Consider the following 17920-nt stretch of genomic DNA (forward strand, 5'->3'; position numbering starts at 1 on the left):
TTTCATGTTTACATCCACAACTCAGACCGCGAACACGCAATACTGTCCTGAACCGATTCGCGGACTCATGCTCCTTCTCATGGCCGTTGTGTTCACCGGCATGCACGCGCAGGCACAGATTGTATGGACCCAATGCGCAATGCCGCACGCAGCAACGCCGCCGATTCTGCTGAGTGCGGAAGACAGTCTGCGCTGTTTCGCTTTCTTCGAGCAAAGCGGTTTCAGGACGGCCGATGGAGGAGAGACATGGTCGAAGACACTTGATATCTCCGGACACATGAAATGTTTTGATATGAGTGCTGACGGCAACGCAGTGCTCTTCGGTTCTGATGCTGTGTACAGCAGTTCGGATTTCGGGGTGACGTGGACAACAGAACCAAGACTGCCCGACAGTTTGCTTCCTTCACCGTACGAGAGCCTGTCCCAGGTTGAAATTCTTTCTCCTTCGGTGCAGATGCTTTGCTTCGACAGCACGTTTTACCGCATGGTCGATGGAAGCATCCTGCCGGATCCCGTTCTCACTGTCGAGCGAGACGTGGAGACGTTCACATTCAGCGATTCGCTTGTCGGGTGGGTAGCCGCTGGGGACAAGGTCATGCATACCACCGACGGGGGAGTGACCTGGTCGCAGCAGTACGTGGAAGATTGCACGGGACTCCTTGCTGCCTCCCGTGCCGGAGTGGCGATTGTGGAACGCGGACTGACTCCAAATCCGGACCCGGTTCTCACCTTCGATTTCGGCGCGACGTGGGAGGACATTCAGTGGCCGCAGGAGGCGGAACAGATCGTCTGGCCACGGGTGCCGGAGTATGATCCATTCTCTCACCGAGATGTCGGCATGATTCCTGGATGGCAGGAGGACCGCATCTGGCTGCAGTATCGACTCGGCAGCTATAACACGGGCTTGCTCTACGAGCTGAAGGAGGGATCGGCGCGCTACCTCGGAATCGTTCCGCAGGCGGACACGCTCGTCTCGGTGATGGATGGCTCATTCTGGGCTACAGCACAGGGGATTTCCCGCGGAAAAGATTTGCGTGTACAGCTGCCAATCGTCGTCGCAGAGAACGTGAGCTCACGCGATGCTCTCTGCGGTCTCGTCACGCTGAAGGAAGGGGCAGGTCCCGCATGGACAGAGGCCGAGATTGAGCGCAGCAGTTCAGATTCCACATGGAAGCGCATGGGTACACTCACCGCGCCGTTGCGTGTATTGAGAGATACGACAGTAGAGGAGGGACAGTCCTACCGCTACCGGGCGCGCATCACAACGGAAAGCGATGTGGCGCTGGTGTACAGTGACATCGTGCATGTCGGAGGAGAAACGGTTGTGGACCTGCTGGAATACCTGCTTCCGGCGCCAGGCACGAAGCTTACCTATACGCAGGAGCAACTGCGGTGGCCGGGACCGGTTGTCGTAGGAAGCCTGACCGAGACCTACACATACGTGGGCACATCCGATACGCTGGGATTCGGACGCGTGCACGTGTTTCGGGGAGAATCCTTCACACATCCGGATACGGTTCTCTACGAGAGCACTGTCGGTATACTTGAACTCCTGAGTGACCCACCATCGGTGCAGTTTCTGAGGGAGCCGGATTATGGATACGGCCTCGTCTGGCCGACGTTTGCGCGATATCCGGATTCCACCGGTGAAGCGTACTATTCAACGATATACGAGTTGGATGATTTCGGGGTGTGGCATTTCGAACGCTACATTCCGCTGTCGTCGTATGCACCTGAAGACGATGAGATTGACTTTTCCGTTCAGGAGTATTTCCCAGCATACAACGACAGAACCATCAACGTTCAGGCTCGACATGGACTCGGAATCACCATGATGTCAGCTTACACGCACATCATGCCTTCACAAGTCGAGTACCGAATCTCCCTGGACAACATTACCGGGGCCGGGGACATTCCAACTCCCGGTACTCTACAGCTCCACACGAACTGGCCGAATCCCTTCACTTCAACAACGAGCATCGCCTGGTCCCTCGATCGAGCCGGCACAGTGCGCATTGCGCTCCACGACGCACTCGGGAGGGAAGTACGTGTCCTTACTGACGGATTCAACGACGCCGGTCGACACATGTACCAGCTTAGCGCTACGGGACTCTCCCCGGGCCTCTACTTCATCCGCGCCACGACACATGGCAGAACACAGGTCCGGAAGATGGTGATTCAATGACACGACGAATTCCCCAGGCGGTATGACGGGAAATATGCAGATTCTGCATAATGACAGGATCGAGACGGGGAAGGTGGTGATGAGGTGATCGTATCCTAAAACAACTGGTGGTCTTATTTTAGGATACGGGGCCAGCGTAAAATAGCGGCATTTGTTGTTTTAGGATGATGGTGGATCCTAAAATAAGATGGGATGTGAAGACTCAGTTTTCGGATACCCAATTCACCCCAGATTCAGCTTTTTCACTTCTTCCTTTGAAACGCTGATGACCTCCCCGGAAATTGCTTCACGGTGTTCCGGGTCGATGCTGTCGAGTTCAAATCCCGCCTGGAGGTTCATCCAGAATTTCTCTGAAGTGCCGAATCGACGCGACAGGCGATAGGCCGTGTCCGCGGTGATGCTTCTCTTACCGTTCACGATTTCATTGATCCGCCTCGGTGAAACACCGATCTGCCTGGCGAGGAGATTCTGTGAAAGTCCCAGCGGCTTCATGAATTCTTCGATTAGGATTTCTCCTGGATGGATGGGGGTGGAGACGTCATTTTCGGAAAATGGATCAAGCATACTCACCGTCCTTACTTAATGGTAGTCTATGATCTCTACGAAACTTGCTATGCCATCATTCCAGCTGAAGCACAATCGCCACTGACTATTGATTCGTATGCTGTATTGTCCAGCACGGTCTCCACGTAACTTTTCAAGATGGTTTGACGGGGGAGTGCGCAAATCGTCTATGGTGACTGCTGCGTGGAGCAATTTCAACTTTCTTTTTGCAGCACGTTGAATGTGTTGTGGCAACTTCTTTGAGGTAGAGCCTTGCCAAATATCGCGTGTTTCCTCGCAAGCAAATGAAGCGATCATTTAAAAAGTTCTCCCTAAACTATGACGCATGACGTTATATGTCAAGTCTATGTGTGATGCATGCCAATAATGAACAGGAGACCGGATCGATGCCAGTCAGATCGCAATGACTCCTGAGATTTACCGACAGTCGTGTTTATTCCGGGGTGCTGGACAGTGACTGCTGTCGCTGTTCGAGCTGGTGTTGGAGGCTGCGACGATGGTGGGATTTGAGGAGTGCGCCGAGCGGTGTGCGGTCTACGCTACAGTTGGTGTAAGCGGAGAGGCCGGCGAGGGTGAAGCCGCCGGTGGACATGCTCTCGGTCAGGTCGAGGATGCGTGTGAGGATGTGGAGGTCGTGATGCAGATTGGCGTTGACGGGATCCCAGGGGAAGAGGCCGGATGCGTATCGGTCCCGCAGGGGATTGCGCAGGTAGATGGGTTTATCCGGGGCGTCTTCGCGAATGGCGATGAGGCGGAGGGAGTCGGGTGCGATGTGCGCGCCGTCGAAGTGGCGGAGGTACATCTCGGGGGTGGCGGCGGAGTCGAGGCGGATTTCCAGCGAGCCCGCGTAGAGCTTGCGCATGTCGGTGATCAGGGCCAGCCACTCGGTGGCGGAGACGCTGGGCTCTCCGAAGAGGGCGTCGAGCAGAATGGCGTCGGCGCCGGAGGTGGTGGCGTGACCTGCGAGGTCGAGGAGCAGGACGCGGTAGGACTGCAGGAAGGCCGCCCCAAGCTCGCCTTGAGGAGCTGTCGACAGTGTGTCGCCGTTCCAGTACAGCGGCACCAGCGTGATGCCGAAGTCCTGCTCGCGCAGATTGTGGATCATGTCCGTTGTCGCGCGCAGGTCGAAGCTGTTGTATTCGAGATTGCGGGAGGTGGCCTGCCAGACGGGGAGAGGGACTTCCAGCCAGTTGATGCCGTATTCTTTCATCTGCGCTGTTGCGCGATTCCTCTCAGTGGCTTCCTTTTCCATGAAATTCAGCGGGAGCATGACAGCCCGACGGAACTGTCCCCTGTGGTACGGAGGCATTTCCTGCTCAACTGATTCACTGCCTCCGAGTATGTCCTTCAGCAGTCCCCCCTGCGACACGATGTACACGATGGCGACCAGCATGGCCGCGGCAATGAACCACGCGGCCCGGCGTTCGCGTCCCGCTGCTCCGGCATCATTCCGCATGCGCGTTTTCCTCCTCCACTGCTGCGGTAGCTTCCGCGAGCATTGTTTCGATTTCAATGAGCAGGTCGCGTACGGCTTCGGGACCCCCGATGTTCTGCACGATCATGCGCACCTGACGGCTGTCCTGCTCGAGCTTCACACGGTCCTTGTGCGACAGCACCCACGCCATGAGGTGCTGGAAATGCCGCTCGTAGAAGATTTCATCCTCCGGCGGCGGCAGGGCGATGTTCAGCTGTCCCTGCTCCAGCGTCACGCGGGCGAGTCTGATGCGTGCGGCAATCAATCGCACCTGCACGCTGAATATCAGCGCCTTGCCTTCCTCAGGCAGCGAGCCGAAGCGATCGGTGAGTTCCTGTTCTATCTCCGTGATTTCTTCGTCCGTCACGCAGTTGTACAGCCTCTTGTAAAGGTCGAAGCGCTCGGTGGAATTGCTGACGTAGCTGTTCGGGAGGTAGGCGTCCATCCCGAGTTCCATGACCACGTCGGCCCTGGGACGCACTTCCTGCTCTTCGTCGGCAAACAATCCTTCAAACTCTTCCGCCTTCAGTTCGGCCACGGCTTCTTCCAGCGTGAGCATGTACAGGTCGAAACCGATTTCTGTGATGAAGCCGTGCTGCTCGGCGCCCAGAAGATTGCCGGCGCCGCGGATTTCCAGATCGCGCATGGCGAGCTGGAAGCCGGTGCCCAGTTCGGAAAATTCTTCGATCGCCTGCAGGCGCTTGAGCGCATCGCGCGTGAACTTCGCCTGAGGGGGAATGAGCAGGTAGGCATAGGCCTGCGTGTTCGAGCGTCCCACACGTCCCCGCAGCTGATACAGCTCGGCCAGTCCGAAATGATTGGCCTTGTTGATGAAAATCGTATTGGCGTTCGGGATGTCGAGTCCGCTCTCAATGATTTTCGTGGCGACGAGGATGTCGACTTTCTTCTCCATGAAACGCATCATCACGCGCTCGAGCTCGGACGATTTCATCTGTCCATGCGCCGTCGCGATGCGCACGCCGGGGAGATAGCTGCGCAACGTGTCGGCGAGGATTTCCAGATCCTGCACACGGTCGTTGACGAAAAATACCTGTCCACCGCGCTGCAACTCGCGCTCCACTCCTTCCACAATGGTTTCCTGTTCGAAGGGGAGGATGTGCGTGATGATGGGGAGGCGGTTGCGTGGTGGCGTCTCGATCACCGAGAGATCGCGTGCACCGAGCAGTGAGAAATTCAAGGTGCGGGGAATGGGCGTCGCCGTCATCGTCATCGTGTCCACATTCGCACGCAGCTCCCGCAGCTTTTCCTTTGCCGCGACACCGAAACGGTGTTCCTCATCGACGATGAGCAGACCGAGATTCTTGAAATGCACATCCTTGCTCAGCAGACGATGCGTACCGATGAGAATGTCCACATTTCCGCGCGAAAGCTTTTCCACGATTTCCGTCTGCTGCTTGCGGGACTTGAAGCGGGAAAGGGATTCGACGATGACCGAGTAGCGTCCCAGGCGATCGCGGAAGGTGTGGTAGTGCTGCTGTGCGAGGATAGTGGTTGGAACGAGCACAGCGACCTGCTTTCCATCCACCACGGCCTTGAACGCCGCGCGCACGGCCACTTCGGTTTTGCCATAGCCCACGTCGCCGCAGACCAGGCGGTCCATCGGCACGGCTTCTTCCATATCATTCTTCACATCCACCGTCGCCTTGGCCTGGTCGGGGGTGTCCTCGTAAATAAAGGACGCTTCCATTTCCTTCTGCCACTGTCCGTCAGGCGAGAACGCGTATCCTTCACTGAGCTTGCGCTTCGCGTAGAGCTGAATCAGGTCGCGCGCGATATCCTTGAGTCGCTTCTTGGTTTTCGCCCGTGCGCGCTCCCAGGCACCGGAGCCGAGTTTTGACAGCTGCGGCGTGTGTCCCTCTTCCGAGCTGTATTTCGACAGCTTGTGGATGTAGTTCAGGTTGACGAAAAGCGCATCGTCGTCCATATACGTCAGGCGCGCGGTTTCCTGCAGTCCGCCATTCACCGTGATGGTCTCGAAGCCCTGGAAGCGTCCGATCCCCTTGTCCGTATGCACGACGTAGTCGCCGATGCGCAGCTGCTTCATCTCGCGAAGGGAGAGTCCTTTCGTCCCATGCGACGCCCGCTTGCGAATGTGATGCCGGTTGAACACCTGGTGTTCGGTGAGCACTGCGACGCGGAGGGAAGGGAGGAGAAAGCCCTCGGTGAGGGGACAGTAGCGGATCTGGTATTGCAGCGGCGGAAGGGCGGGCGCGTCATCTTCCTGTTCCTCGGCGCTGTGTAGGAGGTCCTCAAGTCGGGAGGACTGCTGGGGAGAATCCGCCACCAGCCAGGTGCTGTATCCTTCTTCCTGCAGGCGGACGAGAAGTTCCTGCAGCTGACGAATCGAGCCGTTGAGGGAGGGCTGGGATTCCGACCCGAGATCGCGGCTTTCACTGCAATGGGCATCCATGACACCGAAAAGCAGTGTGGCAAAACGTTCGCGCAACTGTGCCGGAAGATCCGCCGCCGCGGTATCCGCCGCTTTCGCGTCGATGGCTTCCACACCGTCCATCACCAGCAGTGCATCCTTCGAGAAGAAATCCGGCATGCCGCTGTGGGCGACTTCGGCCTCGTCATCGAGGAAAAGCGATGCCACGAACGCCGTTTCCTCGAGGGGAGTAATACTGCGCTGATTCAGGGCGTCGAACTCGCGAATGGAATCGATTTCGTCGCCAAAAAATTCAATACGGATGGGATTGTCGAAACCGACGGGGAAGACGTCGACGATGCCTCCGCGAAGTGCGTATTCACCCGTGGCGGAGACAAATTCGGTCTGCTCGAATCCCCCGAATGCCACGCGTTTGATCAGTTCGAGTTGGGGGATGGTGTCGCCGCGTGCGAGGTGCACGGACTGCTCACGGATATCCTTCACCGAGGGGAATTCCTGCGCCACGGTGTGGATGTCTGTCAGCACGAGACGCACCGGCTGCTCGGTGAGCGAGCGCAGAGCATCGGCATTCTCCGCAAAGGTGCTGGAAATGTTGCGGATCTTCTTCTGCATGCGCGAATAGCGCTCCCCGATGTACAGCACGCGCTGCTCATCGAGAAGCAGGGTGCAGTCATTCCACAGCTCCTGCGCCGCGGCAGCATCGGGGGCGACGACAACGATCTGTCGTTCGGCGCGTGTAAACAATTCTGCAAGCAGGATGCCCTTAAGCGAACCGTGCACGCCATGGAGCTGAAGACAGTTCTGCTCCGTCGGCAACGCCTTCACGAGCGTCCCGAATAGTGTGTCACGCCGCAGCGCGTCGAGGAAAGCGGTGTCGGGGAGGAAATCCTGCATGTTCTTCGTCGCAGCACTCACGCCGAGTCGCCGTCCTTTGCCTGCGAAGCGAGTTCAGCGCAGAGATCCTGCAGGTAGGTGTAATCGTAGATGCCCGTATGGTGTCCATCAGCCCAGGTGAGCTGAATTGCGTAATGTCCCTGTTGCTTGACATCCGTGAGGGTCAGCGCATCAGCGGTGAATAGCGGGATGTAGAATGCGCCTTTTTCCTTCTGATCTGCCTGGCAGGTGGCGCAGGGACAACGTTTACGCAGGAAAACGAGCGGGAAATGACAGGTTTTTCCGTCAGACCAGGTGATATCCAGCGTTTTGCGGTCCTCAGCCAGACGGATACGTGAGGGAGTGAGCTGTGCCATGCGTGGTCGTGAAATCCTCAAAAAATACGATGAAACAGTCCCGGAATTCGCGGTCCGGAACGCCGCGGCGCATTGCCTTTGATACGCCCGCAGTCTATTTTTACATGTTACGCATTTTTAGACAAATCTTCTGGCTTCACATGCAATTTTATGAAAAACTGGACGCCGTTTCCACCCGAAATACCAGCCTTGTGTGCGTGGGACTCGATACCGATCCCGCCAAGATTCCGCAGCATTTGCAGGAGCAGCCCGATGGCGTGATCGCTTTCAACCACGCAATTATCGAAGCAACGTCCGATCTCGTCCAAAGTTACAAATTGAACCTCGCGTTTTACGAGGCGCTGGGGAAAGAGGGATATGACATCGTGCGTAAGACGCTCGAAGCCATTCCCGATCATGTGGTCACCATCGGCGACGCGAAGCGAGGCGATATCGGGAATACATCGCTCATGTATGCACGGGCCATGTTCGAGGATTTCGGTTTCGACGCCACCACCGTCGCGCCGTATATGGGATACGACTCGGTCGAACCCTTCCTGCGTTACGGCGACAAAGGGGTGTTCGTGCTCGCGCTGACGTCCAATAAAGGTTCACGCGATTTCCAGTACCTGGAAGTGGACGGCAAGCCGCTGTATACGCATGTGGTCCGCACCGTGGCCGAGTGGAATGAGCATCGTAACATCGGCTTCGTGGTCGGTGCGACGCATCCCTCCGAACTGGCGGACATCCGTTCGATGGTCGGCGATGTGCCGCTGCTGATTCCCGGACTCGGTGCGCAGGGCGGAGATGTCGAGCAGAGCGTACGCGCGGGGTGTACAGTCGAGGGACTCCGTGGCGTATTCAATTCCAGCCGCGGCATCATCTATGCCGGCGACGGTGAGGACTTCGCAGACCACGCACGCGACGCGGCGATGAAGTTGCGTGAGCAGATCAATCAGTATCGCGGACAGTAATGACGACAGCCTTTTTCGATATTATCTCGGGTATCAGCGGCGACATGACGCTGGGTGCGTTCGTGAGCGCTGGCGTGTCGTTCGACGCATTGAAAGCCGAGCTGGCGAAACTCCCGCTCAAGGGCTATACGATTTCACAGCGCACGCTGATGCGCAGTATGGTGGCGACGGTGAAAATCGATGTGGAGATGGATGCGGGTGAGCACGAGCACCATCATCGCGGACTCCATGCCATCGAGGAAATTATCACCACGAGCGGACTTTCCTCCCGCGTGCAGGAACGGGCGATGGACATGTTCCGTAACCTGGCGCATGCCGAGGCGCGGGTGCATGATACGACGCCGGATAAAGTGCATTTTCACGAAGTGGGCGCGGTGGATTCCATTGTCGATATCGTGGGCGTCGCCATCTGCATGGAACTTTCCGGGGTGGAGCGGGTGTATACGTCCCCGGTGCGCACCGGTTCGGGCGGCTTCGTCAACACGCAGCACGGACGCATGCCCATTCCCACTCCCGCAACAGTGGAATTGCTGAAAGGATATCCCACGGAACTGACCGACATCCCCTACGAACTGACCACTCCCACTGGCGCAACCATCGTGGCCACACTGTCTGACGGCATGCTGCCCCCGGAAGCCGGTTTCATTCCGCGTTCGATTGGCTATGGCAGTGGAGGAAAAGACATTCCAGGGACGCCGAATATGCTGCGTCTGATGATCGGGGAAGTGGACGATCAGCCGCGGGACGAAACGCTGCTGCAATTCGACACGAATATCGACGACATGAATCCGGAGCTGTTTCCTTTCGTGCTCGAGCGTTTGCTCGCGGCAGGAGTAAACGACGCCTGGCTGACCCCGATACAGATGAAGAAAGGTCGTCCCGCCATGCAGCTCAGCGTCCTTGCCGTCCCTGGTCTGCGAGATGACGTTCTTCAACTGCTCTATGCCGAAACCAGTACCGCGGGCGTGCGCGTGCAGGAAATTCGCCGCCACCGTCTTCCGCGTGAACAGCGTCGCTGCATGACGCGCTTTGGCGAAGTCGTGGTCAAGGCTGTGGGTGAAGGAGAGGACATCCTGCTCATCCCCGAGCATGAAGAATGCCGCCGCGTTGCGCAAGAACACAATCTTCCGTTAATTCAGGTATATCGTGAAATCGAACAGGATCTTGCCCAGCTGTAACCGGAGCTTGATGAAACGCCTGCTGAACATACTTCTCTTCATCCTTCTCGCCACCACCGCGGTGCATGCGCAGGAGGATCTCGTGCGTCCCGAAGAAGTACCGCAGGATCTGCGGGATGCGATCATCGAGGAATATTTCGGTGAGAATTTCTCGCTTGCCATTCTGTGGGAGCATTATCGTACCGAGACACTTCTTCTGCTGATTGTGGCGCTCGGCTTCATCATCGGCGTACGGAATTACGCCAAGAGTCTGGCTCGGCAGGAGCAGCGAGTATTCGACACCCTGCAGTCCAACGCCGTGATCATCTTCGACCGTGCCGCCGATCTGAAAATGATCAATCGCGCGGCGAAGCAGCTGCTCGGACTCGATGAGTACGTTTCCATGACGGAGGACTACAAGTATTATCTCAAGAACGCTCCTTCGCCCGAAATCCTCGAAGTGTTCGATGAACTGCAGAATTCCCGTCACGCGGTGGAGCGGGAAGTAGTTTTCAATCACGGCAAGGTCATGCGCACGCTCATCGTCAAAGCCTATCCGCTGTACACCGAGAGCAAGCGGCACGACGGTTACATCATGATCATCGCCGATATCACCGAAGCGATTGAGAAAGACCGGCGTGTCAACTGGTCCGGCGTCGCCCAGCACGTGGCGCACAAGGCCAAGACGCCGCTGTCCACCATCACCCTCACCGCACAGCACCTCGAGATGGTGCTCAGCGAGCGGGATGATGACAGTGATTCGGCGGAAACGACGCGCTACATTGATCGTATCGTAGGTGAGTCACGCAAGCTCAATGAAATCGTGCACAATCTCACGCGTCTTGCGAACAAGGAGCAGATGAACCTGCTGCCCAACGATGTGAACATCGTGCTGCAGAACATCGCCGATGAATATCGTTCCAAGGTCACGCGCAACGTGGAAATCATCACGCATTTCTACCGGAACATCCCGAAGGTGGGAATCGACATTGCGCATTTCCCCGAAGCCGTGGAAAACCTGCTCGACAACGCCGTGCGCGCACTTGGTTCGCGTGAAGGACGCATCATTATTGCCACGGCACCGGGACAGTGGATCAATCGTCCCGGAGAGTACGTGGAAATCACCATACAGGACACCGGCGTGGGTATGGATGAGGAAGTGAAAAAGAGTATCTTTCGGCCATTCTCCACGCACAGCAAGGGCGGGACGGGACTCGGTCTCGTCATCGTGCAGAAAATCATCCAGGAGCATCACGGCGAGATCACGTTCAACTCATCGCCAGGACTCGGTACCACGTTCCAGATTCGTTTACCCGTCACCAAATATTGACGCAAAACCATGGAAAAACCCCTCATACTCATCGTCGACGACGAAGAAGACTTTTGCCAGACCGTATCCGACATCCTCGAGCATTCCGGTTATCGCACTGTCGTCAAGCAGAATCCCGTTGAAGCCCTCGAGCTTTTGCAGGTGCAGCAGGTAGACCTCGTGCTGCTCGACATCCTGATGCCGCAGATGGACGGCAGGCAGGTGCTGACCGAAATCGTGCAGGCACATCCCGAGATTCCCGTCATCATGATTACGGGACAGGCATACAACGTTCCTGTCGCCATTGAAACGGCGAAAAAGGGAAGTTTCTCCTTCCTTGCCAAGCCCATTGACCTCGTGCAGCTGAAGGAATCCGTCAAAATGGCGCTCGACAGCAAGCGTCCCAAGGTCATTTCCAACACCATCGAAGAAGTGATGAAGGAAGTGGGCATTGTGAGCGCCAGTAAGTCCATCGAACAGATCATGGGCATGGCCGAGAAAGTCGCCAAAACCACCGTCTCGGTGCTCATCACTGGCGAAAGCGGTGTGGGGAAGGAAGTGCTCGCTACGTCCATCCACAAGCTCAGCAATCGCCGCGAGAAGCCTTTTGTCAGTGTCGACTGTGGGACGCTCACCGAAACGCTGCTCGAATCAGAGCTCTTCGGTCACGTCAAGGGTGCCTTCACCGGCGCGCACACGGACAAGAAGGGACTGTTTGAAATCGCCGATGGCGGGACGATTTTCCTCGATGAAATCGGCAACACCACCGTCACCTTCCAGCAGAAGCTGCTGCTCGTGCTCAACAACGGCAAAGTGCGCCGCGTGGGCGATACGCAGGAGAAGGATGTTGATGCGCGCGTGATCAGCGCAACAAACAAGAACATCCCCGAGCTGATTGAACGCGGGGAATTCCGGGACGACCTGTATTTCCGTCTCAACAAGTTCGCCATCCACATTCCGCCCCTGCGGGAGCGTTCCGAAGACATTCCGCCGCTCATCAGGCATCTGCTGTCCAAAGCCTGCAAGGAGCACAACCTGCAGAATCATTTCTTCTCGCCGGCGGCACTGGATCTGATGACGAAACAGGACTGGCGGGGTAACGTGCGTGAACTCGATTCTGTCGTCACCAAGCTCGCCATCTTCGCTGAATCCGAGGAAATCGACGTCCACACCGTGGCGCACGCCCTCAAAGCCGAAATCCAGGGACAGCGCTCGTATCAGATCGACAATCGTCCCCTCATGGAACAGGTCGAAGACTTCGAGAAAAAGCTCATCATCGAAGCCCTGCGCGCCAACGGCGGCAATCAGACACGCGCCGCAGAACAGCTCGGCGTCGAACGCACGAACTTCGTCAAAAAAATGCGCAAGCACGCCCTGCACAAGGAAGACTTCGCATAAGGAAAAAGCAGAGTTCGCCTCCCGCGATTTTTCGCCGCGAGCTCTTGCATTTTTATCCGGCTCAATCTATATTTGTATTCACCTCGACGCACTGAAAATACGAGGTGAATCTGCGGGAATAGCTCAGTTGGTAGAGCGCAACCTTGCCAAGGTTGATGTCGCGAGTTCGAGTCTCGTTTCCCGCTCGAAGCACAAAAAAAGTCCCGCGCTATTCGCGCGGGATTTTTTTTGTGCTCGATGGCGAGGGCGAGGGCGAGAGCGAGGGCGAGGGCGAGAGCGAGGGCGAGGGCGAGGGCGAGAGCGAGAGCGAGGGCGAGAGCGATGGCGAGGGCGAGGGCGAGAGCGAGAGCGATGGCGATGGCGAGAGCGATGGCGATGGCGAGAGCGATGGGTTTTTGGGGTGTTTTTAGAGGTTGTTTTCAGGATGTTTGTATAGACAATCTAGTTCATCACTAATAGGGAGTATTGTGTGATGTTTGCACATGAACAACTGGACGTTTATCAATGCGCACTTGAATTTGTTGAGTGGTCATCGAGAATTCGACAACGACTTAATTCAATGCAGCGAAACATCAATGATCAACTACAACGCGCAGAAGAGTCCATACTTCTGAATATTGCGGAAGGAAATGGCAAACGCCGTGGTCCAGACCGTAGACGGTATCTGGAATCCGCACGCGCAAGTGCAGGCGAATGTGCAGCAGCCATCGATATTCTAAGGGTCACAAACAGAATAAGTGAATCTCAGGCCGAGACAGGAAAGGAGCTTCTCGATCGCATTGCAGGGATGCTAACGAAAATGATCAAGTGATCGCACTCGCCATCGCTCTCGCACTCGCAATCGCCATCGCTCTCGCACTCGCAATCGCCATCGCTCTCGCACTCGCACTCGCACTCGCACTCGCACTCGCTCTCGCCATCGCTCTCGCACTCGCAATCGATCTTATATTCTCTTCACAGCGAGTTTGTGTGCGGTTTTCTCTCTCCACCTCGTCCATGCGTAGTCGAGGTATCCTCCCATCTCCATTGTGAGCCAGGCGAATATTCCGCCGGCGATGAGATCGATGACGTAGTGGTATCGGAGGTAGACGGTGGCGATGATGAGGAGGCTGCCGCCGATGAGGAGGTACCAGCGTGTTCGGGCCCGGTAGCGGAAGGCGATGAGCATGACGAGGAGGGTCATTTCGGTGTGTCCGCTGGGGAAAACGTCGCGCTGGACTCTGGCAGCAGGGTGGGTTGTGCCGGGGGGAATGGATTCGCCTGCGTTGGTGTTGTCGCGCAGGAAGCTGGTGACAAGCAGTCCGGGCAGTTCTTCGTCGGTGCGGTCGAATTCGTGCTGGGTGAAGCGGGGACCGATGCCGGGCACGGCGATGTACCCGAGATATGACAGGTAAAAGCCGAGCATGACGAAGAGGAAGACGTGCTTGAAGGCGCGCACGCGTTTCTTGCGGTACAGGTCGATGGTCAGGATGAGGGGCAGGAAGTAGTACGTACCGTAGGCGATCTGCAGGATTTCGGTCAGCAACGGGTGCCGCAGGCGCATGGTCCATTCCGTCACATGCACGCCGAACAGGGCGCGGTCGATGGCGATGAGTGCGGCGTCGTAGTCGATGGGATGGATGGCCGGAACGAGAAAGTACAGTTCCTTGAATGCCAGCGGGACGCAGAGGAGGAGATAGTATCCATGCAGGAGGTTCCAGAAATGTCCTTTGCGCGCAGCCACGTGCGCAAGGAAACCGACGAGAACCACGAGCAATATGTTGCTGATGGCGAAGAGATGCCAGTTCGGGAAGTCCTCGGACCAGATCATCACGGCGATGGTCAGGAGCACGAAGAAGACCGAATTGACGAGGTCCGTGGTGTTATAGTGGAGGAGGAGTTTCTTCATGGTTGTCAATCAATCACCGCGGGATGCTGCGGTGAAGGGCAGCCTGATCACAGGTAAATCAATGTCAGGAATCCGAGGTAGATAAACAATCCCAAAGCGTCGTTGGAGGTGGTGATGAAGGGACCGGTTGCAAGGGCGGGATCGATTTTCATACGATCGAGCATGAGCGGGACTGTCGCACCCACAAGTGTTGCGTTGATGATGACGACGAGGAGGGAGAGTCCGACAGTAATGCCGAAGTTGATGTCGTTGATCCAGAGGTAAACCACTCCGAATAGAAGCAGGCTGCAGATTGTCCCGTTCATCAGAGCAGCAAGCAGCTCTCTACCCAGTCTGAGAAATGTGCTGCTCAGTGCAAGTTCTCCGGTTGCAAGTCCACGAACAACGATGGAGGAAGCCTGAATGCCGGCATTGCCGCCCATGGCCATGATAACAGGAATGAAAAACGCGGCGGCAATGACCTGACTGATTTCCACTTCGAAGCTGGAGAGCACGAGCGCAGCCAGTAGTTCTCCGGCGAAGCCTACCAGGAGCCAGGGGAGGCGTCCTTTGAATATATCGAAAACGCCGGAGGAGGAATCCGCATCGTCGAGAATACCGGACATGCGCTGGATGTCTTCCTGTGCTTCCTCGTGGATAACGTCGGCGATATCATCGAAGGTAATGAGTCCAACGGGACGATGTTCATCATCCACAACAGGCAGCGTCAGCAGATCGTATTTACGCATGACGTTGGCGACGTCTTCCTGGTCGACATCGGTTCGCACACTGATCACTTCCGCATCCATGATTTCGGCGACAGGTGTGCTGCGGCTGCGGAGCACCAGCGTCTTCAGGTCGATGATACCGCGCAGTTTTCCCTCGTCGTCCACCACATACACTTCATAAATGTCTGGCGTTTCCTCGGAAATCATCCGCACCGCGTCAATTGCGTCGCGTATGCTTCCCCCGATTTCGACAACGGGAAACTCCGTCGCCATGAGTCCGCCGGCCGTATCCTCTTCAAATGCCAGCAGTTCGCGCAGCTCGGCACTGTCTTCGGGCTCGAGTTTTTCGAGGATCTGCTCGGCAATTTCCTCGTCCATTTCCGAGACAATATCCACCGCATCATCGGAGTCCAGTTCCTCGACGATTTCGGTCAGACGGCGAGCGCTGAGTTCTTCCAGCAGTTCTTCGCGCACATGCTCGTGCAGGTCGAGAAGTACTTCGGATGCTTCTTCGGGCGGGAGCAATTCGAAAAGATAGCGCGCATCCTCGTCCGGCAACTCGTTGATGATGGTTGCGACGTCGGCCGAGTGCAGGTCGGTGAGGATGTTCATCAGCGCGGCGGTCGACCGCGCGTCCACCAGCACGCGTATGTCTACCAGCAGTTCTTCGTCCGCAATGGTGGTGGTAGACTGCACACCGTCGACGGAGTCGAAGAATACCTCTTCTTCTTCGTTCAGGTCTTCATGTCTGTCATCAGTCATGCGGCACCATGATATTGCTGAGAGTGATGAAATCGGTGACAGACAGCGCTTCCGGGCGGAGCGGGAGATAATCCGCCGCCGCAGGGGGGAAGTCCCCACGGTCGCGTCCCAGCTGTCTGAGCGAGTTGCCGAGCGTCTTTCTTCTCTGTCCGAATACGGCCTTTACCAGCATTCTAAAAAACGAATAATTTTCAATTTCTCCCAAACGGTTGTCCCGAAAGTCGAAATGAACCACGCTCGACCACACTTTGGGCCGCGGCACGAATACGTTGGGGGAGACATGAAAGCACTTCCGCACGCTGCAATGCACGCCGCAGAGAACGGACAGGATGCCGTATTCCTTTCCTCCCGGAGGAGCCAGGATGCGCTCGGCCACTTCCCGCTGCATCATGAATACGGCGTCGCGCAGGTACTGCTCCTCACGGAAACAGTGGAAGAGAATCTGGCTTGTGATGTTGTACGGCAGGTTGCCGATGAGGCGGAGAGCACGTGAAGTGCCGGACGCAAGTGCTTGCATATCAAGCTCCAACACGTCTTTATGCAGAAAGTGCATAAAGGCGGGATGGTCGTCGCCGAAACGCTCTTCAAGCGCTGTCACCGCACGCGCATCCACATCCACTGCCGTCAGGTGGATATCCTTTTCAGCCAGAATGGCAGTGAGCACACCGGGTCCGGGACCGATTTCCAGCACATGCTCACCGGCTGCGGGATCCAGCGCGCCGACAATATTGCGCGCCACATTCCCGTCATGCAGGAAATGCTGTCCCAGACTCTTCTTCGGTGTATACGGTGCGCGGCCCATGCCCCAAGATACAAAAATCACCTCACCCTGTGTGAATGGTGTTTCACGACCACATCGGCAGTGTGTGGTAAACATTGCGAATACGGCGGGAAACATCTACTTTGATCGACAGGTACATGAGTTTTGCTCACCTGACGGACCCTATGGAACAGATACCGGAAGATTTCCGCTGCGGCTATGTCGCACTGATCGGCGCCCCGAATGCGGGGAAGTCCACCCTCATGAATGCCATTCTCGGCATGAAAATTTCCATCGTTACGGCGAAGCCGCAGACCACGCGCAAGCGGGTGCTGGGCTTTCACACCGGCGACGATGCGCAGATGATTTTCATCGATACGCCCGGACTCATCAAACCGAAGTATGTGCTGCAGGAGTCCATGGTCAACGCGGCCTACAGCGCGATCGCGGAAGCGGATCTGTGCTGTTATCTGATCGACGCCCCACGTGTGCTGGAAACGGGACGCGCGCTGCCTGAGGGACTGTTTGAGATATTCCGCGAAAGTGGTCGTCCTGTACTCGCCGTGCTCAACAAGGTGGACCTCGTCGAGAACAAACGCGAGCTTCTGCCGCTGATGCAGACGGTGAAGGAAAGCTACGAGTTCGCTGATATCATCCCGATTTCCGCGCTGGAGGGGGAAGCCGTCCCCGCGCTGCTGGACGCAATTGAAAAGCGGCTGCCGACGGGACCCCCGCTGTATCCGGAGGACATGCTGTCGGATCAGCCCGAGCGCTTTTTCGTGAGCGAAATCATACGGGAAAAGATTTTCGAGCAGTTCCGCCAGGAAGTGCCGTATGCCACCGAGGTGTACATTGCTGAGTACCGCGAGGAGGAGGAACGGGACTATATCGCCGCGGAAATCATTGTCGAAAGGGAAAGCCAGAAGCGCATCATCATCGGTGCGAAAGGCGCCGCAATCAAGCGCATCGGGATGTCCGCCCGCGAAAGCATTGAAGAATTTCTCGACCGCCGCGTCTTTCTCGATCTGCACGTGCGCATCCGCGAAGGCTGGCGTGACAACGAGGCGTGGATACGGCGTTTCGGTTATTGACGCCTCCTGCAC

16 protein-coding genes and 1 tRNA gene are annotated in these 17920 nt (G+C 56.7%); 9 read left to right on the forward strand and 8 right to left on the reverse strand.

Going from position 1 to position 17920, the window contains the following annotated elements:
- Positions 1–4: 4 nt before the first annotated feature.
- A complete protein-coding gene (locus KQI65_16670) occupies positions 5–2185 on the forward strand; it encodes a T9SS type A sorting domain-containing protein (GenBank protein ID MCB2206380.1) in 2181 nt (726 codons plus the stop codon).
- Between the two features lie 222 nt (positions 2186–2407).
- Here the strand turns inward: KQI65_16670 and KQI65_16675 are convergent, their stop codons facing one another.
- From KQI65_16675 to KQI65_16695, 5 genes are all read right to left on the reverse strand, one after another.
- Entirely contained in the window at positions 2408–2749 is a 342-nt protein-coding gene (locus KQI65_16675; protein ID MCB2206381.1) for a HigA family addiction module antidote protein, read from the reverse strand.
- Positions 2750–2764: 15 nt separating this feature from the next.
- Positions 2765–3046, reverse strand: a complete 282-nt coding sequence (locus KQI65_16680; GenBank protein MCB2206382.1) for a type II toxin-antitoxin system RelE/ParE family toxin — start codon at positions 3044–3046, stop codon at positions 2765–2767.
- A gap of 136 nt (positions 3047–3182) precedes the next feature.
- Positions 3183–4205, reverse strand: coding sequence for a hypothetical protein (locus KQI65_16685; GenBank protein ID MCB2206383.1), 1023 nt, complete (start codon positions 4203–4205; stop codon positions 3183–3185).
- On the reverse strand, positions 4195–7527 hold the full coding sequence (gene mfd / locus KQI65_16690) for a transcription-repair coupling factor (protein ID MCB2206384.1): 3333 nt from the start codon (positions 7525–7527) through the stop codon (positions 4195–4197). Before mfd ends, KQI65_16685 begins: the two co-directional genes overlap by 11 nt.
- Before the next feature lie 17 nt (positions 7528–7544).
- The gene (locus KQI65_16695) at positions 7545–7883 is read right to left on the reverse strand and encodes a DUF971 domain-containing protein (protein MCB2206385.1); all 339 of its coding nucleotides are present in this window, start codon (positions 7881–7883) and stop codon (positions 7545–7547) included.
- 140 nt (positions 7884–8023) lie between these two features.
- Here KQI65_16695 and pyrF point away from each other — a divergent pair, with 140 nt between their 5' ends.
- From pyrF to KQI65_16730, 7 genes are all read left to right on the forward strand, one after another.
- The gene (gene pyrF / locus KQI65_16700; protein ID MCB2206386.1) at positions 8024–8836 is read left to right on the forward strand and encodes an orotidine-5'-phosphate decarboxylase; all 813 of its coding nucleotides are present in this window, start codon (positions 8024–8026) and stop codon (positions 8834–8836) included.
- Complete coding sequence (larC, locus tag KQI65_16705) at positions 8836–10014, forward strand: nickel pincer cofactor biosynthesis protein LarC (protein MCB2206387.1); 1179 nt, start codon at positions 8836–8838, stop codon at positions 10012–10014. The genes pyrF and larC overlap by 1 nt, the downstream gene beginning before the upstream one ends.
- A 10-nt stretch (positions 10015–10024) precedes the next feature.
- Positions 10025–11323, forward strand: coding sequence for a hypothetical protein (locus KQI65_16710; GenBank protein ID MCB2206388.1), 1299 nt, complete (start codon positions 10025–10027; stop codon positions 11321–11323).
- 9 nt (positions 11324–11332) lie between these two features.
- Positions 11333–12700: a sigma-54 dependent transcriptional regulator gene (locus KQI65_16715; protein ID MCB2206389.1), complete on the forward strand. Its 1368-nt coding sequence runs from the start codon at positions 11333–11335 to the stop codon at positions 12698–12700.
- A gap of 112 nt (positions 12701–12812) precedes the next feature.
- A tRNA-Gly gene (locus KQI65_16720) sits at positions 12813–12885 on the forward strand.
- Positions 12856–13110, forward strand: a complete 255-nt coding sequence (locus KQI65_16725) for a hypothetical protein (protein ID MCB2206390.1) — start codon at positions 12856–12858, stop codon at positions 13108–13110. Before KQI65_16720 ends, KQI65_16725 begins: the two co-directional genes overlap by 30 nt.
- A gap of 62 nt (positions 13111–13172) precedes the next feature.
- Positions 13173–13511: a four helix bundle protein gene (locus KQI65_16730; protein MCB2206391.1), complete on the forward strand. Its 339-nt coding sequence runs from the start codon at positions 13173–13175 to the stop codon at positions 13509–13511.
- A 132-nt stretch (positions 13512–13643) separates the two neighbouring features.
- Here KQI65_16730 and KQI65_16735 read toward each other — a convergent pair whose 3' ends face one another.
- From KQI65_16735 to rsmA, 3 genes are read right to left on the reverse strand one after another with little or no spacing between them, the layout of a single operon-like run.
- Complete coding sequence (locus KQI65_16735; GenBank protein ID MCB2206392.1) at positions 13644–14588, reverse strand: phosphatase PAP2 family protein; 945 nt, start codon at positions 14586–14588, stop codon at positions 13644–13646.
- A gap of 47 nt (positions 14589–14635) precedes the next feature.
- Positions 14636–16057 (reverse strand): magnesium transporter, encoded by a 1422-nt coding sequence (gene mgtE, locus KQI65_16740; GenBank protein MCB2206393.1) that lies wholly within the window; start codon positions 16055–16057, stop codon positions 14636–14638.
- Positions 16050–16880, reverse strand: a complete 831-nt coding sequence (gene rsmA / locus KQI65_16745; protein ID MCB2206394.1) for a 16S rRNA (adenine(1518)-N(6)/adenine(1519)-N(6))-dimethyltransferase RsmA — start codon at positions 16878–16880, stop codon at positions 16050–16052. The genes mgtE and rsmA overlap by 8 nt, the downstream gene beginning before the upstream one ends.
- 122 nt (positions 16881–17002) lie before the next feature.
- Here rsmA and era point away from each other — a divergent pair, with 122 nt between their 5' ends.
- Positions 17003–17908, forward strand: a complete 906-nt coding sequence (gene era / locus KQI65_16750) for a GTPase Era (protein MCB2206395.1) — start codon at positions 17003–17005, stop codon at positions 17906–17908.
- Positions 17909–17920: the final 12 nt, after the last annotated feature.

It is taken from the genome of bacterium (assembly GCA_020444325.1).
GTDB lineage: Bacteria > Bacteroidota > Ignavibacteria > SZUA-365 > SZUA-365 > BM516.

Excerpts from the sequence above, each read along its gene's own strand:
- KQI65_16695 (MCB2206385.1), bottom strand. The coding sequence starts at position 7,883 with ATGGCACAGCTCACTCCCTCACGTATCCGTCTGGCTGAGGACCGCAAA.
- KQI65_16685 (MCB2206383.1), bottom strand. The coding sequence starts at position 4,205 with ATGCGGAATGATGCCGGAGCAGCGGGACGCGAACGCCGGGCCGCGTGG.
- larC (MCB2206387.1), top strand. The coding sequence starts at position 8,836 with ATGACGACAGCCTTTTTCGATATTATCTCGGGTATCAGCGGCGACATG.
- KQI65_16675 (MCB2206381.1), bottom strand. The coding sequence starts at position 2,749 with ATGCTTGATCCATTTTCCGAAAATGACGTCTCCACCCCCATCCATCCA.
- mfd (MCB2206384.1), bottom strand. The coding sequence starts at position 7,527 with ATGCAGGATTTCCTCCCCGACACCGCTTTCCTCGACGCGCTGCGGCGT.
- era (MCB2206395.1), top strand. The coding sequence starts at position 17,003 with ATGGAACAGATACCGGAAGATTTCCGCTGCGGCTATGTCGCACTGATC.
- KQI65_16670 (MCB2206380.1), top strand. The coding sequence starts at position 5 with ATGTTTACATCCACAACTCAGACCGCGAACACGCAATACTGTCCTGAA.
- KQI65_16680 (MCB2206382.1), bottom strand. The coding sequence starts at position 3,046 with ATGATCGCTTCATTTGCTTGCGAGGAAACACGCGATATTTGGCAAGGC.
- mgtE (MCB2206393.1), bottom strand. The coding sequence starts at position 16,057 with ATGACTGATGACAGACATGAAGACCTGAACGAAGAAGAAGAGGTATTC.
- KQI65_16715 (MCB2206389.1), top strand. The coding sequence starts at position 11,333 with ATGGAAAAACCCCTCATACTCATCGTCGACGACGAAGAAGACTTTTGC.
- KQI65_16730 (MCB2206391.1), top strand. The coding sequence starts at position 13,173 with ATGTTTGCACATGAACAACTGGACGTTTATCAATGCGCACTTGAATTT.
- KQI65_16735 (MCB2206392.1), bottom strand. The coding sequence starts at position 14,588 with ATGAAGAAACTCCTCCTCCACTATAACACCACGGACCTCGTCAATTCG.
- pyrF (MCB2206386.1), top strand. The coding sequence starts at position 8,024 with ATGCAATTTTATGAAAAACTGGACGCCGTTTCCACCCGAAATACCAGC.
- KQI65_16725 (MCB2206390.1), top strand. The coding sequence starts at position 12,856 with ATGTCGCGAGTTCGAGTCTCGTTTCCCGCTCGAAGCACAAAAAAAGTC.
- KQI65_16710 (MCB2206388.1), top strand. The coding sequence starts at position 10,025 with ATGAAACGCCTGCTGAACATACTTCTCTTCATCCTTCTCGCCACCACC.